This window comes from Blastopirellula sp. SH421 (assembly GCF_057808535.1).
This window is the reverse complement of the sequence record NZ_CM173712.1, coordinates 5,958,104-5,972,765: the sequence shown is the minus strand read 5'-3', so window position 1 is coordinate 5,972,765 and position 14,662 is coordinate 5,958,104. Positions and strand designations below refer to the sequence as shown.

Genomic DNA, 14,662 nt, shown 5'->3' with positions numbered 1-14,662 from the left:
GCGAAAAGGATCAATCTCAACTCAGTGCTTCACTCGTTTGTTTTTCGCGGCGGCTTGGCATCAAACCAAGCAAGTCTACCACCGAACTAGTAACGTATTGCCGTCCGTGGACATTTGGTAAGAGATTAGACATACACGTGTTACGACCTCGATCCATTTATCGCAATCACGCCGCTTCCCCAAGACGCCGTATTTTTCCTACGTGCTACGTCCGCCAATTCTTGAGTCATGCGTCGGCATCCTGCCCATCCAATTTGACAAATGGAAATTGAACCGCTTGTTCAACTTCACGAATGCCAATCAGACATTGCCCAATCATCTCAAATTCGCCATTCGTTGGTTCCGTTTACAAACCCCGCTCGAATGACAAAATTTGTTCTTCTGTATACCGCTCAACCGATATCCCCCATCCGCTGCACGGAATATTAAGGAATCGGTTATGCGTTCTATTCTAATCAAACGTATTGTTCGGTTTCCATGAGTTTTCCTCGCGCCAATCGCGCATTGCCCACCCTTTAAGGGGTAATTGACAACGAAACACACTTCCGTTGCCTCTTTTGGTGCGAATGCGGCGACTCTGGAAGACGCGATCTACTGCGGTGAACCGAATGCGAATCAGCAATTCCCCCGTGCTTGCCTATTTAGCGGCCCTTGGTATTCCATCTTCGGATTTGAGCGTCTTCCTCAATCCATCGCCGCGGCGGTAAGATGTCGCTAAGGGAGCAAACGGGAACTGTTTTGCGCTGGCCTACTTCCTCTGTTCAAATTTGCAGTCTCTAAATTTTAACTAGGGGGACCGCTCGGTCTAGAGTTTAGTTTGGATTTCCTGCTGCGGCAGGTCGTGATTTTTACTTCGACTGAAATTACCCAGATTTCCTAGGCGTTGTGATTTCTCATCCAGGCGACAATCGGCAACATTACCGTTGATATTTCGCGCTATCTCGCGCGTTTGGTCCCTGCTAGTTGTTTGCTGCATTTGGGCTCGATAGCATAGACGCCCCCCCTTAATTTTCTCGACACTCGGGAGTTGCAACGGATGAATTCGCAAAATCTGGCCGGAAAAGCGGCTCTGGTTACTGGAGCCAGCATCGGAATTGGTCGCGCCGCCGCAATCGCGCTGGCCAAACGTGGGGCCAGTGTTGCCGTCAATTATCGTTCACAGCCTGAAAAAGCGGCGGAAGTGGTGGAGACGATTCAGCAGCTAGGGGGCCAAGCGATCGCCGTGCAAGGCGACGTCTCTAGTCTCGAAGCGGTCCAACAGATGGTCCAACAGACGGTCGACGCGTTCGGCAGTTTGGACGTGGCCGTCAGCAACGCCGCCTACAGCGATCGTCAGCGCTATTTTGAGGCCGATCTCGAAGGTTTTCATCGTACGATCAACGTCACCATGTGGGGTGCATTTCACTTGCTGCATGCCGCGACGCAGCAAATGCTCAAGCAAGGCAACGGTGGAGCGATCACGTTTGTCAGCTCGCCCCACGCGTTTATTCCGGCGCCCAGAGCGATGGCCTACAACATGTCCAAAGCGGCGATCGACCACATGGCCAAGACGGCGGCGATTGAAGTCGCTGAATTTGGCATTCGCGTCAATATTTGCCAGCCTGGTTGGACCGACACTCCTGGCGAGCGAAAATTCGCCTCCGAAGAGACGCTAGAGTCTGGAGGCTCCAAGATCCCGCTCGGACGACTGGGAACGCCTGAAGAGATGGGGGAAGCGATCGCCTACATGTGCGACCCGGCCAACAGCTACATGACCGGTGCAACGCTGCTGGTCGACGGTGGAATCAGCTTGCCGTGGTGGGGAAATCGTGGATCGGCGGCGCCGGGGTAAAGAATTTACGAAAAACCAGATTCCCGCCGTTTGAGCGACGCATGCCTGCGAATTTCGATTTAAGATAGAAGTTTGGCTGCGTACTTTTCGATTTTGTCTTCTCGCTAGTCTGCACGGATCTATGCTGAAATATCTGCTTACGACCGACGAAGGTGAGCAAGTTGTCGTCAACTCGACCCAAGCGGGGGAGCTCATTCAAACCCCGAGTGGTCGCACGGTAGAAGTTCCGCCGCTGCGCGAGCTGCGAGCTTTGCCGCTGTACGAAGCAAATTTGCAGGGCCAGCCGGTCGCTGCTACCGGCGAATGGAACCGCGCCGCAGGGCTGCTCTTCGCGATCGGATTCGTCACGATAGTGCTGGGAGTTGGGATGGGCGCCTACATCCTGATTTGGTGGTTGCCGGAAGCGGCGGTTGTGGAAGAATTTCCCCAGGATCTGGTCGAAACTGAATTCCAAAAACTGCCGGCCGGGCAATTGGTTGAGATGTGGGGCGAATTCTCCGAGCCAGGTTATCTGGAGAAAGTGCGAGACTTCCGCACGCACAACGAGACGATCAATCTAATCCGAGCCGGCCAAATCAAAAAAGCGGCGGCTAGTTTTGGACTAGGATTGCTGGGGGTCGCAATCGTCGCCTTTGCGGCCATCATGGGGGCCAAAAGCAAGCGAGGATAGGTTGATCCATTCGCCAGCGCTATGGGCTCGAACAGGCGCTGCCATTCGCCAATGCGACTGCTCAAACAGGCGCCGCCATTCAACAGTGCTATTGCTCGAATAGGCGTCGCCATTCGACGTCGGGCAGTGGACGCCAGCGACCGACTACTTTGGTTCGCTCTTCGGCTTGGCGCGGCTGCAACGTGTCTAGATCAAGCGTTAAGCGGATCTCGTTCCACCAGCCGCTGGCCCTCAACACATACGCGTCTTGCGACTCTCCCAAACGCCAGCTTCCCCAGGGATCCAGCCCAGGATAAACATCCAAAATGCGGGCCATGGTCGGATCATCTTTGCTGATCGAACGCAAGTTGCGACAAACGCGACAGACACCGCCGCGCAGCGCTCTCGGAGAAACCTGTTGTCCACAAGTGCTGCAGCTTTGCAATTCGTCCGTCAGCAAGCGATCGCCGCTGACCGGACAACTGGTGAATTGATCCTTGCAGCCCCGTTTTCCACTGACGACAGAGGTCTCAAGTTCTGACTCCAGCACGCGGCGTCCTGTCAATTCACACGTTGCGATCGACTCGATCGGAGCGATCTGCCCGTTGTCAGTTGCGGCCAGATGATAAGAGAGTTGCCCGGTCGCTTGGTCGTCGAAACGCGGAGGCGAAATATCGCCGGAGACGTAATGCCGAGCCCATCCTTCAAACGGCAAGCTGGCCGCCGCGTCGCCGATCAAAAAATCGATCTTGCCGATCGCATACTTGCACCAGACGATGGTCGCAAGTTGACGCTCTCCTTGTTCCGCCGCCAGGATACGCTCGTACGATTGCTCAAGCAGGACCTGCACGTTCGCACGGGCGTCACGCGTATAGGCCAAGTGCGGCTTGAGTTGCTTGAGCCCAAAGGCGCGGATCTCATGGCTGCTCAACTGTTCTCCTGTGCGCCAATAAAACTGGTGTCGCACCGGCGAGCCATCTGCCGGAATCGTCGTCATTCGCAGCAGCGGGCGTTCTTCGAGACGGCAGCCGCCCAGTTGGCACTTTCCTCCGTCGACCAGATACGGAGCGAACAACGCTTCGGCCAATTCGGGGACACCGGTCGGTTCGTCGCGTGGCGCGGATTGCGGCGCTGGCTCTAACTGCTGAAGTCGGCGGAGAATGTCTTCCCAGAAGGTTCCGCCGGGACTGATGACCACCGCATCATGGTCGGCTTCTTCCCCCTGCGATCCAATCCGAAACCGAAACTCAGCCGGCAGCCAATCCGACTGGTGGTTGGTGACGGTCGCCAATGAGAAGCCATCCCCCTGGTCAACGACGGCAATGCCCAACTGCGCAAGCGACCAAGCGACGAAGGTCGCGAAGTCCTCTTGGATCGCGGCGGGGTCGTTCATAACAGGGGGCAAGTTGGGTGGCAGATCAGAAAATGGCAAATTATCCATTCATTTCATCGGCCGCTGCTTGTCGCAAACGTGCGGCGAACTGCCGGCGTGGCGCGGCCAGCACAAAACGATCTTGCTTGATCAGTATAGTCGGCAAAACCCTCAACGTCGCAGACCCTCCTGCGCTCTTCCAGCGGTAGAAATTGAACTTGTTGCGGAAGTGAATCGCCGAGGGGTGACAGCTAGCTGACATCCCTCGCGGCTACATTGGGGGGCATGAACAAAAAACCGCCCGAACAGTACGTTTTCGTCATCACAATTAGTGAATCTCCCCCACCAAAGTCCGATCAGGCAAAGCTCAGCCTGCCCAAATCAGCCCGATCAAAGCCAGCGAAATCGCAGAGGGCTCAGACGACGCAGGCGAACCAATCAGACGGCGCGTTGGACGGTGACTCCGCTCAAGCGCCGGACGAGCCGCCGCATCTCCAGGACACAGATCGTGGATAGCACATTGTGGATCGGCAGCCCGCTGCGGCTTACGACCGAGTCCATGTCGGTTGGTTGGCCGTCGGCCAGGGCCTGCATGATCGCGGTTTCCATCTCGTTCAGTTGCATTTCGATCGGAGCATGGATCGTTTTTCCATCTTCGGTATGGGCGGGACGAGTCAGTGGGCCAAGTTCATCAAGCACGTCGTCAATCGATTCGACCAGCTTCGCTCCATCTTTTAGCAAGCGATGACAACCACGAGCATTGGCGTTGTCGATGCGGCCGGGGATTGCGAAGACTTCGCGTCCCTGCTCCATCGCGCAGCGCGCCGAGATCAACGCTCCGCTGCGCGTCGCCGCTTCGACGACGATCACGCCGAGACTCATGCCGGTGATAAGGCGATTGCGCTGCGGAAAAGCGCCGCTAAGCGGTTTGGCCAACGGCGGCGATTCGCTGAGTAAAGCTCCTTGTTCGGCGACTTCGTCGGCTAGCGTTTCATGTTCAGGTGGATAGATGCTGCGTAACCCGCTGGCGAGAAAAGCGATGGTGCGTCCCCCGGCTCGCAGCGCTCCACGATGAGCGGCGGCATCGATGCCGCGGGCCAGTCCGCTGACGACGGTAAAGCCGGCTTTCGCTAGTTCGTAACCAAAACGTTCGGCTTGGGCCAGTCCATAGCTAGAAGCATGTCGCGTGCCGACGATCGCGACCGACATGGCGTCGGCCGGCAAAAGATCACCACGCAAAAACATGATGCTGGGCGGATCGGGGATCTCAGTTAACAAGTGAGGATAACGATCATCGCCGAGCGCCAGGATGTCGACATCAAAGTCGACGCAGAGCGAGATCTCGCGATCGATATCAATCTCGCCGGCCGACACGATCTTTTTGCTAAGAATGGGGCCGACGCCGGAGACCCGCTCTAGTTCGCTACGCGATGCGGACAGCACCGCGGCATGCGTGCCGAATCTCTCAAGCAGCAGCTGTGAAGTTCGCGGACCGACGCCGGAGACGAGTGCAAGCCGTAACTTGGCGCGAAACGCCGGATCGGCGAACTGGTCGGGGATATCACTCATCAAAGTAGCTTGGCTCGATCTGGGTAGCTTGGCTCGGTCTGGCGGGGGATTTTTGACGCCCATTGTAGCGGGGGCGGGGCCGAGATGCCAGAATTTTGGCGAAGCCAGACAAAACTCCCGGTTTCTCCCTCGCCAGGGTCGTAACCATTGACAGGCGGCGCACATACGTAGCTGATAGACTGGGTTTCATCACTCCACTTTTTTCGGCCACTTAAGGCATACTGCTGCCTCATCGCAGGCCCCGTAAAAGCCTAGCGCTCGAAAATTGTCGCGAGACAGAACGCTAGTCCTTGGATGCACCTTCCCTGATCCCCATTTGCTTATGAATTTTTTGATCCGCTGGACGCTCTCGATCTGTTGGGTTCTCGTCGGGGCTGCGCTGTTGTTGGCTGCTGATGAGCCTGCGAAGCGCTATTTAGCCAAGCTGGAGAACGGCGAGCGATTGGTTGATGAGCAGATCCGCAACTGGTACTCGAACAACGCTCTGCCGCAACTTGCGGGACGAAATCTCATCGACGGCGACAATTCGATGCGTTGGCTGTTGGATCGCTCGTTACAACCGAGCGAGACGCCTGACGCTTATGTCGAGCTGGTGAGCGGCGATCGATTGCCGGGTGATGTGACGCGTTTTGTTCCCACTACCGCCGCTGCAGGCGTGATTGTTCCGGCCCATTTTTTGGTGCAACCGACGATCGATATTCGCCGTCCCGGCGATGAACGCATCGATTATTCGGTCCGCGTCTTGGAGCGTTTCGTAAAAAAGATCGTCTGGAAACGAGGGGGCCCGATCGATCGTTACGAACCTGCGACGATCTCTTATCGCGACGGCCGCAAGGTGAGCTTTCGCGCGATTCGCTTGGTCGATGGCGACGCGCATCTGTTGTTGGCTAATGGGAGACGCGTTGCTCGGTTCGACGAACTATCCGAGTTGCACATGCCAGAGGCGAGCAGTTGGGATCTCTACCTTGACGAGCTGGGCATGCTGCTGCCGGATGGTTTTAGTGATCTGCGTCTGGCTCGACTGCTGCAATGGGAATCGATGGACGGTTTGATTGCGACCACTTCTCTGCAGCGGTTCGACGCCGATTCGCAAGGGGATAACAATCAAGGAGATCGCTGGGTGCATGCGATGCAGCCTGCTTGGTCGCTGGATGTCTTGTGGATTCCGAACGCACGCAGTTATTTGCGTCGCAGTTTTGCTCCGGATCGCCCGCCGCTGGTTCGCTTTGCTTATAGCGAAGATCGCACCGGCGCCTACTTCTCTGAGAATGGTTGGCCTGCACGTAGCAACCGTAGCGTTGTTGGCGGTCCGCTGCGAACCGGCGACGAGCTATTTGGCTGGGGCGTCGGCGTGTTGGCGGCCAGCAAGATTAGCGTGCCGTTGTCACCGTTGGTGCGTGGTTTTCAAACGCGGATCGGCTTGGATTACGCGGCCCGCGACGGCGGCTGCGTGCAAGCTCGCATCTATTTGGATGACGAGCAACTTTTCGAGAGCCCGCTGATTGTCGGCTCGCAAAAGGTGATTGATAGCGGCCTGCTTTCTTGGCCGGCGGATAAACAAGCAAAACAACTTCGCTTGGAAGTCGATCCAGCGCACGACAATCGACCTACAGGGGCCGATCCGTTTGACATCCGTGACATGACCGACTGGTTGGAGCCGCAGTTTCAACTGGATCGCGAGCTGTTGGAAAAAGAAGTGCGGCAGCACGCGATTCAACAAATCACCGCCTGGGATGGTTGGACGGTAGTTCCGCAGCCGGAAGGGGAAATCCAAATTATCAACCTGCGGCGCGATGTCGATCGCGCCCCGATTGAGTGGCGGCTCACCGCTTTGGCAATCAACAAGCCGTTTGAATTGCGGCGCACGCTGGATCTTTCTGCCGAGGATCGCTGGCTGACGATCACGACCGATCGCTGGGGAAATTTTGGCGCGCCGCCACGGCTAGAAGTTTTGCTTGACGGCGCTACGGCGCTTGAAAGCGAGCTGCCTGAAAGCCAGCGGTATGAATCAGGACAAACGCCCCGCTATGTTTCGCTGGGCGGACGAAGTGGACCGGTCGAAGTGGTCATTCGCCAGTTTCCATCCGATGCACGCATGCCGCTCGACTGGCGCGAAATCAGCGTCGGCCCCGAGCGAACCACGTTGATTACCTTGCTGGAGGATCCGACCACCGCCGAGGTCGCCGAGATGAAAACGCTCTCCGGCGATCCAGCCAATGTGGAGCTAGTCGATTCTCCTAGCATGATCGGCGCGCCGGCGATCCGGATCGCGCCAGGCGACTTTGTCGAAGTCGCCAAGTTTGATCCCCCGTTGGAGATTACCGAGCGATCGAGTTTGGGCGAACTTCGCTTTCTCCGCTTCGCCTATCGCAAAGAAGGAGGAGGGCAGATTGAGATTCGTTTCTTACACGAGGATGATCAAGCAGCGCCGGCCGTTTATCGTTTAGGCAAAGGAGCGAAAAAAGAGCCTGGTTTTGTCGTGCTGGAAGGGAGCGAGCTGAAAGCAGAGTGGAAGGTAGGGTTTGCTGATCTCTTCGCCAATTTTGGCGAGATCCAAGTGACTGGCATCGCCGTGCGAGTTGTCGACGGCGGGCCCTGCTTGTTCGACCACTTTTATCTCGCTCGTCGGCATTCGGATTATGAGTTGGTGATCGCGCCGAGTCCTGATCGCAACAACTGGGAAAAATGGGATGATCGGCGGGAGAAAAATTTGCCGCAGGCCCTCGCTGCTACAGTAACCATTGAATACGACGATGGAGAGCAGGGAAGCGGGTTTATTATTCACGAGCAGGAAGGTTGGGTCGTTTCGCCTGGGCATCAGGTCTTTCCCGCAGAGCGCGAAGTGAAGATCACCACGGCGGACGGGCAGACTTTTGCGGGCAAGACGTTTGGTGTTGACCGTGAGCATGACTTGGGTTTGTTGCAGATTACCGACAAACCGCCCAACGATAATCGTTGGCCCTGGATTGATCTGACCTATCGCGAAAACTTTGAACGCCAGCAGATCCTGTTGGCGGTCGGCGTGGACGGCCAGCAAAAGCCAGCGGCGGAGGTGATACGCAAAGAAGGGGATTACTTTGGCGCGATTTGGACCCAGCCGCCTAGCTTTCCGTTTGGCGTCGGGCAAGGTGCGATTGAGATCGAGCAGCGGCTCGGCGGGCTTTGTATCGAGACGCTGAGCGGCGGTTCGCCGCTGATCGTCAATGTGTATCCCATACGCAAGCAGATGGACCGATTGAAACGAAACGAAGTCTTAGGCGCTTGGTTGATCGGCGTGGGACCCCAGCTAGGCATGACGGTTCGTCAAGCAGCGGATGGAGTGGAAGTGACTGACGTTCGCGCGGGTGGACCAGCAGCCGAAATTGGCTTTCGAGTGGGTGATTTGCTGACCAAGGTAAATGGCCAAGAGGTACGCAGTCGCGGCGACGTGCTGGCGGCCGTCGCAGCACTCAATCCCGGCGACGAGGTGGAGGTCGAATATCGACGTCTTGCGGATCGCAGCACCAAACGATTAAAGCTTGGCCGCCGCGACTGACAAAATTCAGCTTACTTGGCCACGACCTCTTCGGTTGCTTCCCCAGGCGCCGTCAACTCAAACTTGTACTCGCGCGGCCCAAACATCCGTTGACGATAAAGCACCAAGCCGTGAGCCGCGTGATACAGGGCTCCGCATTCTAGCGGCGCACCTTCGGTTTGCTCGAAGATCTTGCACATGTGCTGTGCTGCGCGAGCAACCCAAGGTTCTCGCAGCTCTTCCTCGGTCAATGAGAGCGAAAGAAATTCGAGCGTGTGCCCTGTGGTGCCGATATCTTCGGCCAGGTCAGGCGAACTGCCTGAGCGGAGGAAGTAATTGCTGCTAAGCGAACCATTCGAGTTTTGAAACTGACGCGCCTTGGTGATCGCTTCCTGAATGCGTTCATCCGCGGCGACCCACTCCGGCGTCATCTCGCCCCCTTGCGCCGTGTGACGATTTAGGGCCATCGACAATCCAATCAACCGGTGTGTTCCCCCGCAGGCGCCGCTGCCAAAGCCTTGATCGACTTCGGACTGGACTAGGCCGGGGATGCTCCATTTTTTGCCGGTTGAATCAACCCATGAGGCCGTGGTCGGCAAATAGGCGGTTAGCGAGATCAACGTCCAGCTATATTCGCGATCAAAATTGCGAGACAAGTCGAGCTGCACCTGACCGACGAAATCGCTCATCGTGTACTCGTTGCCTTCAAACTGAATGATAGTTTCCGGCGGTAGGTCACACTGAGACAAAATCGCGAGCCATTGATCGTTATGCCCTTGGCCCGTTTTTGTCCCTTGTTCCAACAGCGCACGCAGCCCATATCGCTTTTCACCATCGGCGCCGACAAACGGCAGCGGCGATCCGCGCTCGACCGTCCAGCCTGTCATCTTGCCACCCTGAAGCAGATGGTCGACGGCGGAAACAAACTTCCCTTCGTGCTCTACCGGAAAGACCGACTGATAGGCGAGCGCGCCATGCAAGATCTGCCAGGCGGCGTGATCTTTGGTGTTTAGCTTGCGCTGCGCCAGCGTGTAATCGAGAACCGCGTCGATCCGATCACGCAGTTTGTCCATATCGATGTCGGTTGTCGCCGTCGGAAGGGGTTGGCCTGCCGGAGGAGCAAGCGACGGACGGCAACCGGAGCCGGCCAAGACAAGCGACAAAATCAACGCCAAGCAATAACCGGAATACCGCACCGAGGACATAAAAGCTGCTCAAAGGTAGAAGGTTGGGAACGAAAGCCCGGACATCTCGTTATAGCATGCACATTTGGGAGAAACTAGCGAATGCGTAATTTAGGCAATTTGACGATTGTCGGTCCGCCAGCAGAATCGGCAGCCTAATTTGGAACGGGACTTGCATCTAACGGTGAAAAGGAGCTGTTCCTGCCATTTTGAAGGCCTATAATTCTGAGCGGCCTTCGGCGAATAGCTTTCAGCCACAGCAAAACGCCTGTCGTAGGGGCTGCTGTGCTCCTTCCATCAACGCTAGTGAGGCGAGAAAGACGTTATGTTCTTCGACCCGATGTATTTTCTGATTATCGCTCCGGCCCTGATCCTGGCGTTTATCGCCCAGATCTGGCTGAAGTCGACTTATGCGTCGGCGATGAAAAAGCCGGCGCCGCTGTCAGGCGCTGCGGCGGCCCGACACATTTTGGACTCGGCTGGATTGACCGACGTAGGGATTGAGCAGATCCCCGGGCAACTTTCGGATCATTACGATCCCCGAGCCAAAGTCCTGCGGCTAAGCCCTGACGTTTATCAATCGCGATCACTGGGAGCGGTTGGTATCGCCGCGCACGAAGCAGGCCATGCGATTCAAGACGCCAAGCATTATGCGCCACTCGTGCTCCGCAACCTGGCGGTTCCGACCGCCAGTTTTGGTAGCAGCGCTAGTTGGATCTTGCTAATTATCGGCATGATCTTTAATTTCAAATTTTTGATCCTGGCGGGCATTGTGCTGTTTGGCTGCGTCGTGGTGTTTCAGTTGATCAACTTGCCGGTCGAGTTTGACGCAAGTGCTCGCGCCAAGCGGGTCTTGGTCGATCTCAACATTGTGCCGCAAGAAGATATGCACGTCGTCCGCAACATGCTGTACGCCGCGGCATTGACCTATGTCGCCGCGACGCTGCAAGCGGTGCTGACATTGCTGTACTACATCATGATCTACATGGGCCGCCGCGATTAAGTGATCGATCCAGATGAAAAAATTAAGACCGCGGCGAAACCATTTCGCCGCGGTCTGTCTATTTCTTGCAAAGGATCGTTGACGCAAGCTTAGCGTCTGGCTTTGACTTTACTCGACAACTCAAAGTTAAGATCGTCCTGGGCGCCTTGGATGCTGGCGGTCAGCGGCGTCAGATGATCTGCGTTATACTCTGGAGGGGTTACTTTTTCGTACTTGTCACGCGTTGGGCTATCAGGCGTATCGTACAGTTTTTCTTTGCCGACCAATTTGTTGCCGAGGACCAGCACCTTTTTTTCGCCGGGCGCGACAAACGCGACATACGTCCCGTCTTTGATATTGCCGCCGCCGGTTGGGGTTGCCCCATCGGCGGAGACGAACGAAACAGAGCCGATTTCGATCGGTTGTCCGTCGATGGTCACCGTGCCGCTTACTTTGACTTCGTTCGACTTGACGCCGCTACTGCATCCAATCGACAGCAGCGAGATAGTAGCAACCACAGTGGTCACAAGTGTTGAGATTTGCATAAGACTGCCTTGCAGATGGAGATTGAGTCAATCGCCAACCCAGGGGCGCGAAACCCCATTGGTCTGCGCCACGCCGCTGATTGGCGAACGTACTGGACGAAATCCTACGGAAGTTGAGCCACTTCGCCGCCGCGTCCCGACATCACTCCTTGCCAGACTGATTGCGAGATTGTCTCACCCACAAACCGGACCGAACCGTCGCACATGCTGATGACCACTCCGCCGGGATGACGACTGCGTGCCGCGATTTGCATCTCGGCATTGTTGGCGGCGATGGTGCAAGGAATCGAGCGGTAGTCATTGTGGCTGGTATTCATGGACGACGCTTTGCATTGTCGGCATTGATCGGGGCTTGAAGAGTTGGGCGTCAAGATTGACATGAAACCGGGGCTTCCTTCGTCATTCATGATGTCTCCACGGTTGTCATCAATGGCGTTGGCGGATGCGATGATGATCTCTGAGAAGCAAGCAGTGTTGGACGTGCCGTCAATCATTTGGCTCATGCGATAGGTATGGCGAACGCCAAACGGAGAGCCGTTGAAGATCGCCTGATCGGCCGCGTTTTGATGCAAGTGGGTGTTTCCCATGTTGCCCACGTAGTTTCCCATGGCGCGCCAGTAAGTTGGATCCGCCGTGGCCCCTTGAATCGCTCCGACCTGGTCTGAAGGACAGTAATAAGCGTTCACCGGCACGCGCAGTTGATTGATGTTAGTCGCGGTGTGGAACGGCTGCGTGACGTCATAGTTGTCATATAACGCGGACTGCTCGATAAAGGGCCAGAGCAGGATGTGCCAAGTAATACGCTCGTAAGTTTGCCCCGTCTCGACTTTGCCATTGCTGTTCATCGCCCCCAACGGAAACCAGTCGGGATACGTATCAATGTGCATGTGAGCCGCTAGGGTCAACTGCTTTAGATTATTGGTGCATTGAGCACGCCGCGCCGCTTCGCGGGCTTGCTGCACCGCAGGCAGTAACAAGGCGATCAAAACGCCGATGATCGCGATTACGACCAGCAATTCTACGAGGGTAAAACCACGCCGCCGCGCAGCAGAAGAAGAGAGAAGAGTCATCAGGAACCTCCCGAAAAATCGGAAAAAATGAAGAGGAGAACGCCGGCCCAATAACAGAGGCAAATAAGTTAAAAAGCCTGGTTTAAAAATAAGGCAGAGCCTAAGGGCTGAAAATGCCCTAAATAGCGGTTAGTGACGCACTATGTCTCGTTGCTGCACAGCTTGTTGTTTTTCCGCAAGACGGAATCAAACAGAATTTCAAAAATTGAAGAACAAAGATACTCCTTGTGGGTGAGGGAATGGGGCTGGCAGATGTTTTGGCCATGTTTTTTTGCGGCTAAGTGGACTGCCAACCCATGCAGGGACGTGAATGACTTGGAAAGAATTTCGAGAATTCGAAATAAAAAAAGGATCCGTCTGGCGGAATCTTGCGCTGTTATAGATTGGCAATCAAGCGGAAAGCAGAGCGGCGTGCTCCTATTTCAGCGCGTCCGCCATTTCAATCTCTATCTCTACATCAGCGTGCGGGAAGTCGAAGGCTTGGATGCAGCTTTTACCTTTGCCAATCGGTGTTCCGTAGGGAGCGAAGTCTTCATTGACAACTTCGCCGTCAAAGCCCTGGATGGTCACTAACTGGGGACCACCGACAAATCCACTGCCGCTGGTCGCGGAGTCGAACTTGCCGTCGACGATCGCCGCAGAGCCTGCGGCGCCGCTGTTTCCATTTCTCGTGTCAGGCTCAAACATGATGGTGCCGACCGGAACCGGTTGGCCTTGATAGGTCACCACGCCAGAAAAGCGATATCGAGAGGTATCGGACTTGCTGCAGCCTCCGATGACAAGAGTTATCGCCAGACAAGGCAGAACAATCGATCCAAGCAATCGCGAATGGTGATGTATTGCGCCCATTTATAACCCGGCGACTTCGCCAGCTCCTCGGCTTGCGGATGCTCGATAGACAGTCATGTCAACCGTCTCGGCGATGTAACGAACCGAACCATCCATCATGCTAAAATTTGCGCCCCCAGGATGTTCGCTGCCGTATCCGCCGTTGTTAAACGTCATAGAAAAGGCGCCGCTTTTGGCGGCATTGATCGGCCATTTATGATTTTTGGTCGAAAGCAACGCGCCCCCCCCCGACCAATACAGGCCGCGCGTCCAGGCTCGATAGAAGGGATATTTGTTGTACGAAATTTCTCCGATGCCGATGGTGTTGGTTGAACCGTCGGTAATATCGCGAAACGAAAGATTGCTGCGCAGATTAAAAATTCCTTCGGTCGCATATTCTCCAAAGGAACTGTTTTCACGCGAAGTGTCGCGGGTGTATTGTCCGCCGCTAATTGGATTGGTCCCGATCGGACCAGCATTGCCGTAGTAGTGGGTCGTATGAGCGCCAGGCTCATCCGTGCGCGGCGAAAGCTCTGTCATTCCACTCGGGCAGAGAAAGCCTTCAATGCGATTCCTGGCAAGAGGCACATTGGTGAGATAGTTCCCGTCATAGCGAATTTGGTCGTAGATATTTTGCTGTTCAATAAATGGGAGAAGTCGTACGAGGTAGCCGACTTTCCCGCCTCCGTCGACATCCGATGGTGGGAACTTTTGATAGACATCATGGTAATTGTGCAGCGAGAGCGTCAATTGTTTCAGATTGTTAGTGCATTGCATACGCCGAGCCGCTTCGCGCGCTTGTTGCACAGCCGGCAGAAGTAATGCGATCAAAACTCCGATGATCGCGATCACGACCAACAGTTCGACCAGCGTAAAGGCACGCTTTCGTGCGGCGGACGAAGAGAGCTGAGACATGAAGAACCTCCCGAAGAACCGAAAAATGAAGAGGAGAGCATTGCCCGCAATAGATCAGGCGAGAACAACCGATCGATAAGGCGAAAATACTTATTTAAAATTAAAGCACCATGCGATTACTGAAAACACCCTCATTTGTCGTAGTGAACTATCAAATCTCATTGGTCTACAGCTTGCTAATACATCGCAAGACCGAATCAAAC

The 14,662-nt window shown here is 55.5% G+C and carries 11 protein-coding genes; 4 read left to right on the top strand and 7 right to left on the bottom strand.

All coding sequences use genetic code 11. The annotated features are described in order from the left end of the window. Window positions 1–1,036: 1,036 nt before the first annotated feature. Complete coding sequence (locus SH421x_RS24255; RefSeq protein ID WP_488852597.1) at window positions 1,037–1,831, top strand: SDR family NAD(P)-dependent oxidoreductase; 795 nt, start codon at window positions 1,037–1,039, stop codon at window positions 1,829–1,831. A 121-nt stretch (window positions 1,832–1,952) separates the two neighbouring features. Then, complete coding sequence (locus SH421x_RS24250; RefSeq protein ID WP_488852596.1) at window positions 1,953–2,501, top strand: hypothetical protein; 549 nt, start codon at window positions 1,953–1,955, stop codon at window positions 2,499–2,501. An 88-nt stretch (window positions 2,502–2,589) separates the two neighbouring features. Here the strand turns inward: SH421x_RS24250 and SH421x_RS24245 are convergent, their stop codons facing one another. Both SH421x_RS24245 and dprA read right to left on the bottom strand, forming a co-directional pair. Then, window positions 2,590–3,921 (bottom strand): hypothetical protein, encoded by a 1,332-nt coding sequence (locus tag SH421x_RS24245; protein WP_488852595.1) that lies wholly within the window; start codon window positions 3,919–3,921, stop codon window positions 2,590–2,592. Between the two features lie 369 nt (window positions 3,922–4,290). Further along, window positions 4,291–5,421 carry a DNA-processing protein DprA gene (gene dprA, locus SH421x_RS24240; RefSeq protein WP_488852594.1) on the bottom strand — a complete coding sequence of 377 codons (1,131 nt, stop codon included), beginning with the start codon at window positions 5,419–5,421 and terminating at the stop codon, window positions 4,291–4,293. Between the two features lie 322 nt (window positions 5,422–5,743). Between dprA and SH421x_RS24235 the strand changes: the two genes are divergently transcribed. Continuing rightward, on the top strand, window positions 5,744–8,956 hold the full coding sequence (locus SH421x_RS24235; protein WP_488852593.1) for a PDZ domain-containing protein: 3,213 nt from the start codon (window positions 5,744–5,746) through the stop codon (window positions 8,954–8,956). 11 nt (window positions 8,957–8,967) lie between these two features. Here the strand turns inward: SH421x_RS24235 and SH421x_RS24230 are convergent, their stop codons facing one another. Next, complete coding sequence (locus SH421x_RS24230) at window positions 8,968–10,140, bottom strand: ADP-ribosylation factor-directed GTPase activating protein isoform b (RefSeq protein WP_488852592.1); 1,173 nt, start codon at window positions 10,138–10,140, stop codon at window positions 8,968–8,970. Window positions 10,141–10,444: 304 nt separating this feature from the next. Between SH421x_RS24230 and SH421x_RS24225 the strand changes: the two genes are divergently transcribed. Continuing rightward, window positions 10,445–11,122 carry a zinc metallopeptidase gene (locus tag SH421x_RS24225; RefSeq protein WP_488852591.1) on the top strand — a complete coding sequence of 226 codons (678 nt, stop codon included), beginning with the start codon at window positions 10,445–10,447 and terminating at the stop codon, window positions 11,120–11,122. Window positions 11,123–11,211: 89 nt separating this feature from the next. Here the strand turns inward: SH421x_RS24225 and SH421x_RS24220 are convergent, their stop codons facing one another. The 4 genes from SH421x_RS24220 to SH421x_RS24205 form a co-directional block, all read right to left on the bottom strand. After that, a complete protein-coding gene (locus tag SH421x_RS24220) occupies window positions 11,212–11,646 on the bottom strand; it encodes a hypothetical protein (RefSeq protein WP_488852590.1) in 435 nt (144 codons plus the stop codon). A 104-nt stretch (window positions 11,647–11,750) separates the two neighbouring features. Next, on the bottom strand, window positions 11,751–12,716 hold the full coding sequence (locus SH421x_RS24215; RefSeq protein ID WP_488852589.1) for a DUF1559 domain-containing protein: 966 nt from the start codon (window positions 12,714–12,716) through the stop codon (window positions 11,751–11,753). Between the two features lie 417 nt (window positions 12,717–13,133). Next, entirely contained in the window at window positions 13,134–13,565 is a 432-nt protein-coding gene (locus tag SH421x_RS24210; protein ID WP_488852588.1) for a hypothetical protein, read from the bottom strand. Beyond that, window positions 13,566–14,459 carry a DUF1559 family PulG-like putative transporter gene (locus tag SH421x_RS24205; RefSeq protein WP_488852587.1) on the bottom strand — a complete coding sequence of 298 codons (894 nt, stop codon included), beginning with the start codon at window positions 14,457–14,459 and terminating at the stop codon, window positions 13,566–13,568. Window positions 14,460–14,662: the final 203 nt, after the last annotated feature.

What these genes read in the sequence shown, in the direction of transcription:
- SH421x_RS24255 (WP_488852597.1), top strand. Translation starts at nt 1,037, where the DNA reads ATGAATTCGCAAAATCTGGCCGGAAAAGCGGCTCTGGTTACTGGAGCC.
- SH421x_RS24250 (WP_488852596.1), top strand. Translation starts at nt 1,953, where the DNA reads ATGCTGAAATATCTGCTTACGACCGACGAAGGTGAGCAAGTTGTCGTC.
- SH421x_RS24245 (WP_488852595.1), bottom strand. Translation starts at nt 3,921, where the DNA reads ATGGATAATTTGCCATTTTCTGATCTGCCACCCAACTTGCCCCCTGTT.
- dprA (WP_488852594.1), bottom strand. Translation starts at nt 5,421, where the DNA reads ATGAGTGATATCCCCGACCAGTTCGCCGATCCGGCGTTTCGCGCCAAG.
- SH421x_RS24235 (WP_488852593.1), top strand. Translation starts at nt 5,744, where the DNA reads ATGAATTTTTTGATCCGCTGGACGCTCTCGATCTGTTGGGTTCTCGTC.
- SH421x_RS24230 (WP_488852592.1), bottom strand. Translation starts at nt 10,140, where the DNA reads ATGTCCTCGGTGCGGTATTCCGGTTATTGCTTGGCGTTGATTTTGTCG.
- SH421x_RS24225 (WP_488852591.1), top strand. Translation starts at nt 10,445, where the DNA reads ATGTTCTTCGACCCGATGTATTTTCTGATTATCGCTCCGGCCCTGATC.
- SH421x_RS24220 (WP_488852590.1), bottom strand. Translation starts at nt 11,646, where the DNA reads ATGCAAATCTCAACACTTGTGACCACTGTGGTTGCTACTATCTCGCTG.
- SH421x_RS24215 (WP_488852589.1), bottom strand. Translation starts at nt 12,716, where the DNA reads ATGACTCTTCTCTCTTCTTCTGCTGCGCGGCGGCGTGGTTTTACCCTC.
- SH421x_RS24210 (WP_488852588.1), bottom strand. Translation starts at nt 13,565, where the DNA reads ATGGGCGCAATACATCACCATTCGCGATTGCTTGGATCGATTGTTCTG.
- SH421x_RS24205 (WP_488852587.1), bottom strand. Translation starts at nt 14,459, where the DNA reads ATGTCTCAGCTCTCTTCGTCCGCCGCACGAAAGCGTGCCTTTACGCTG.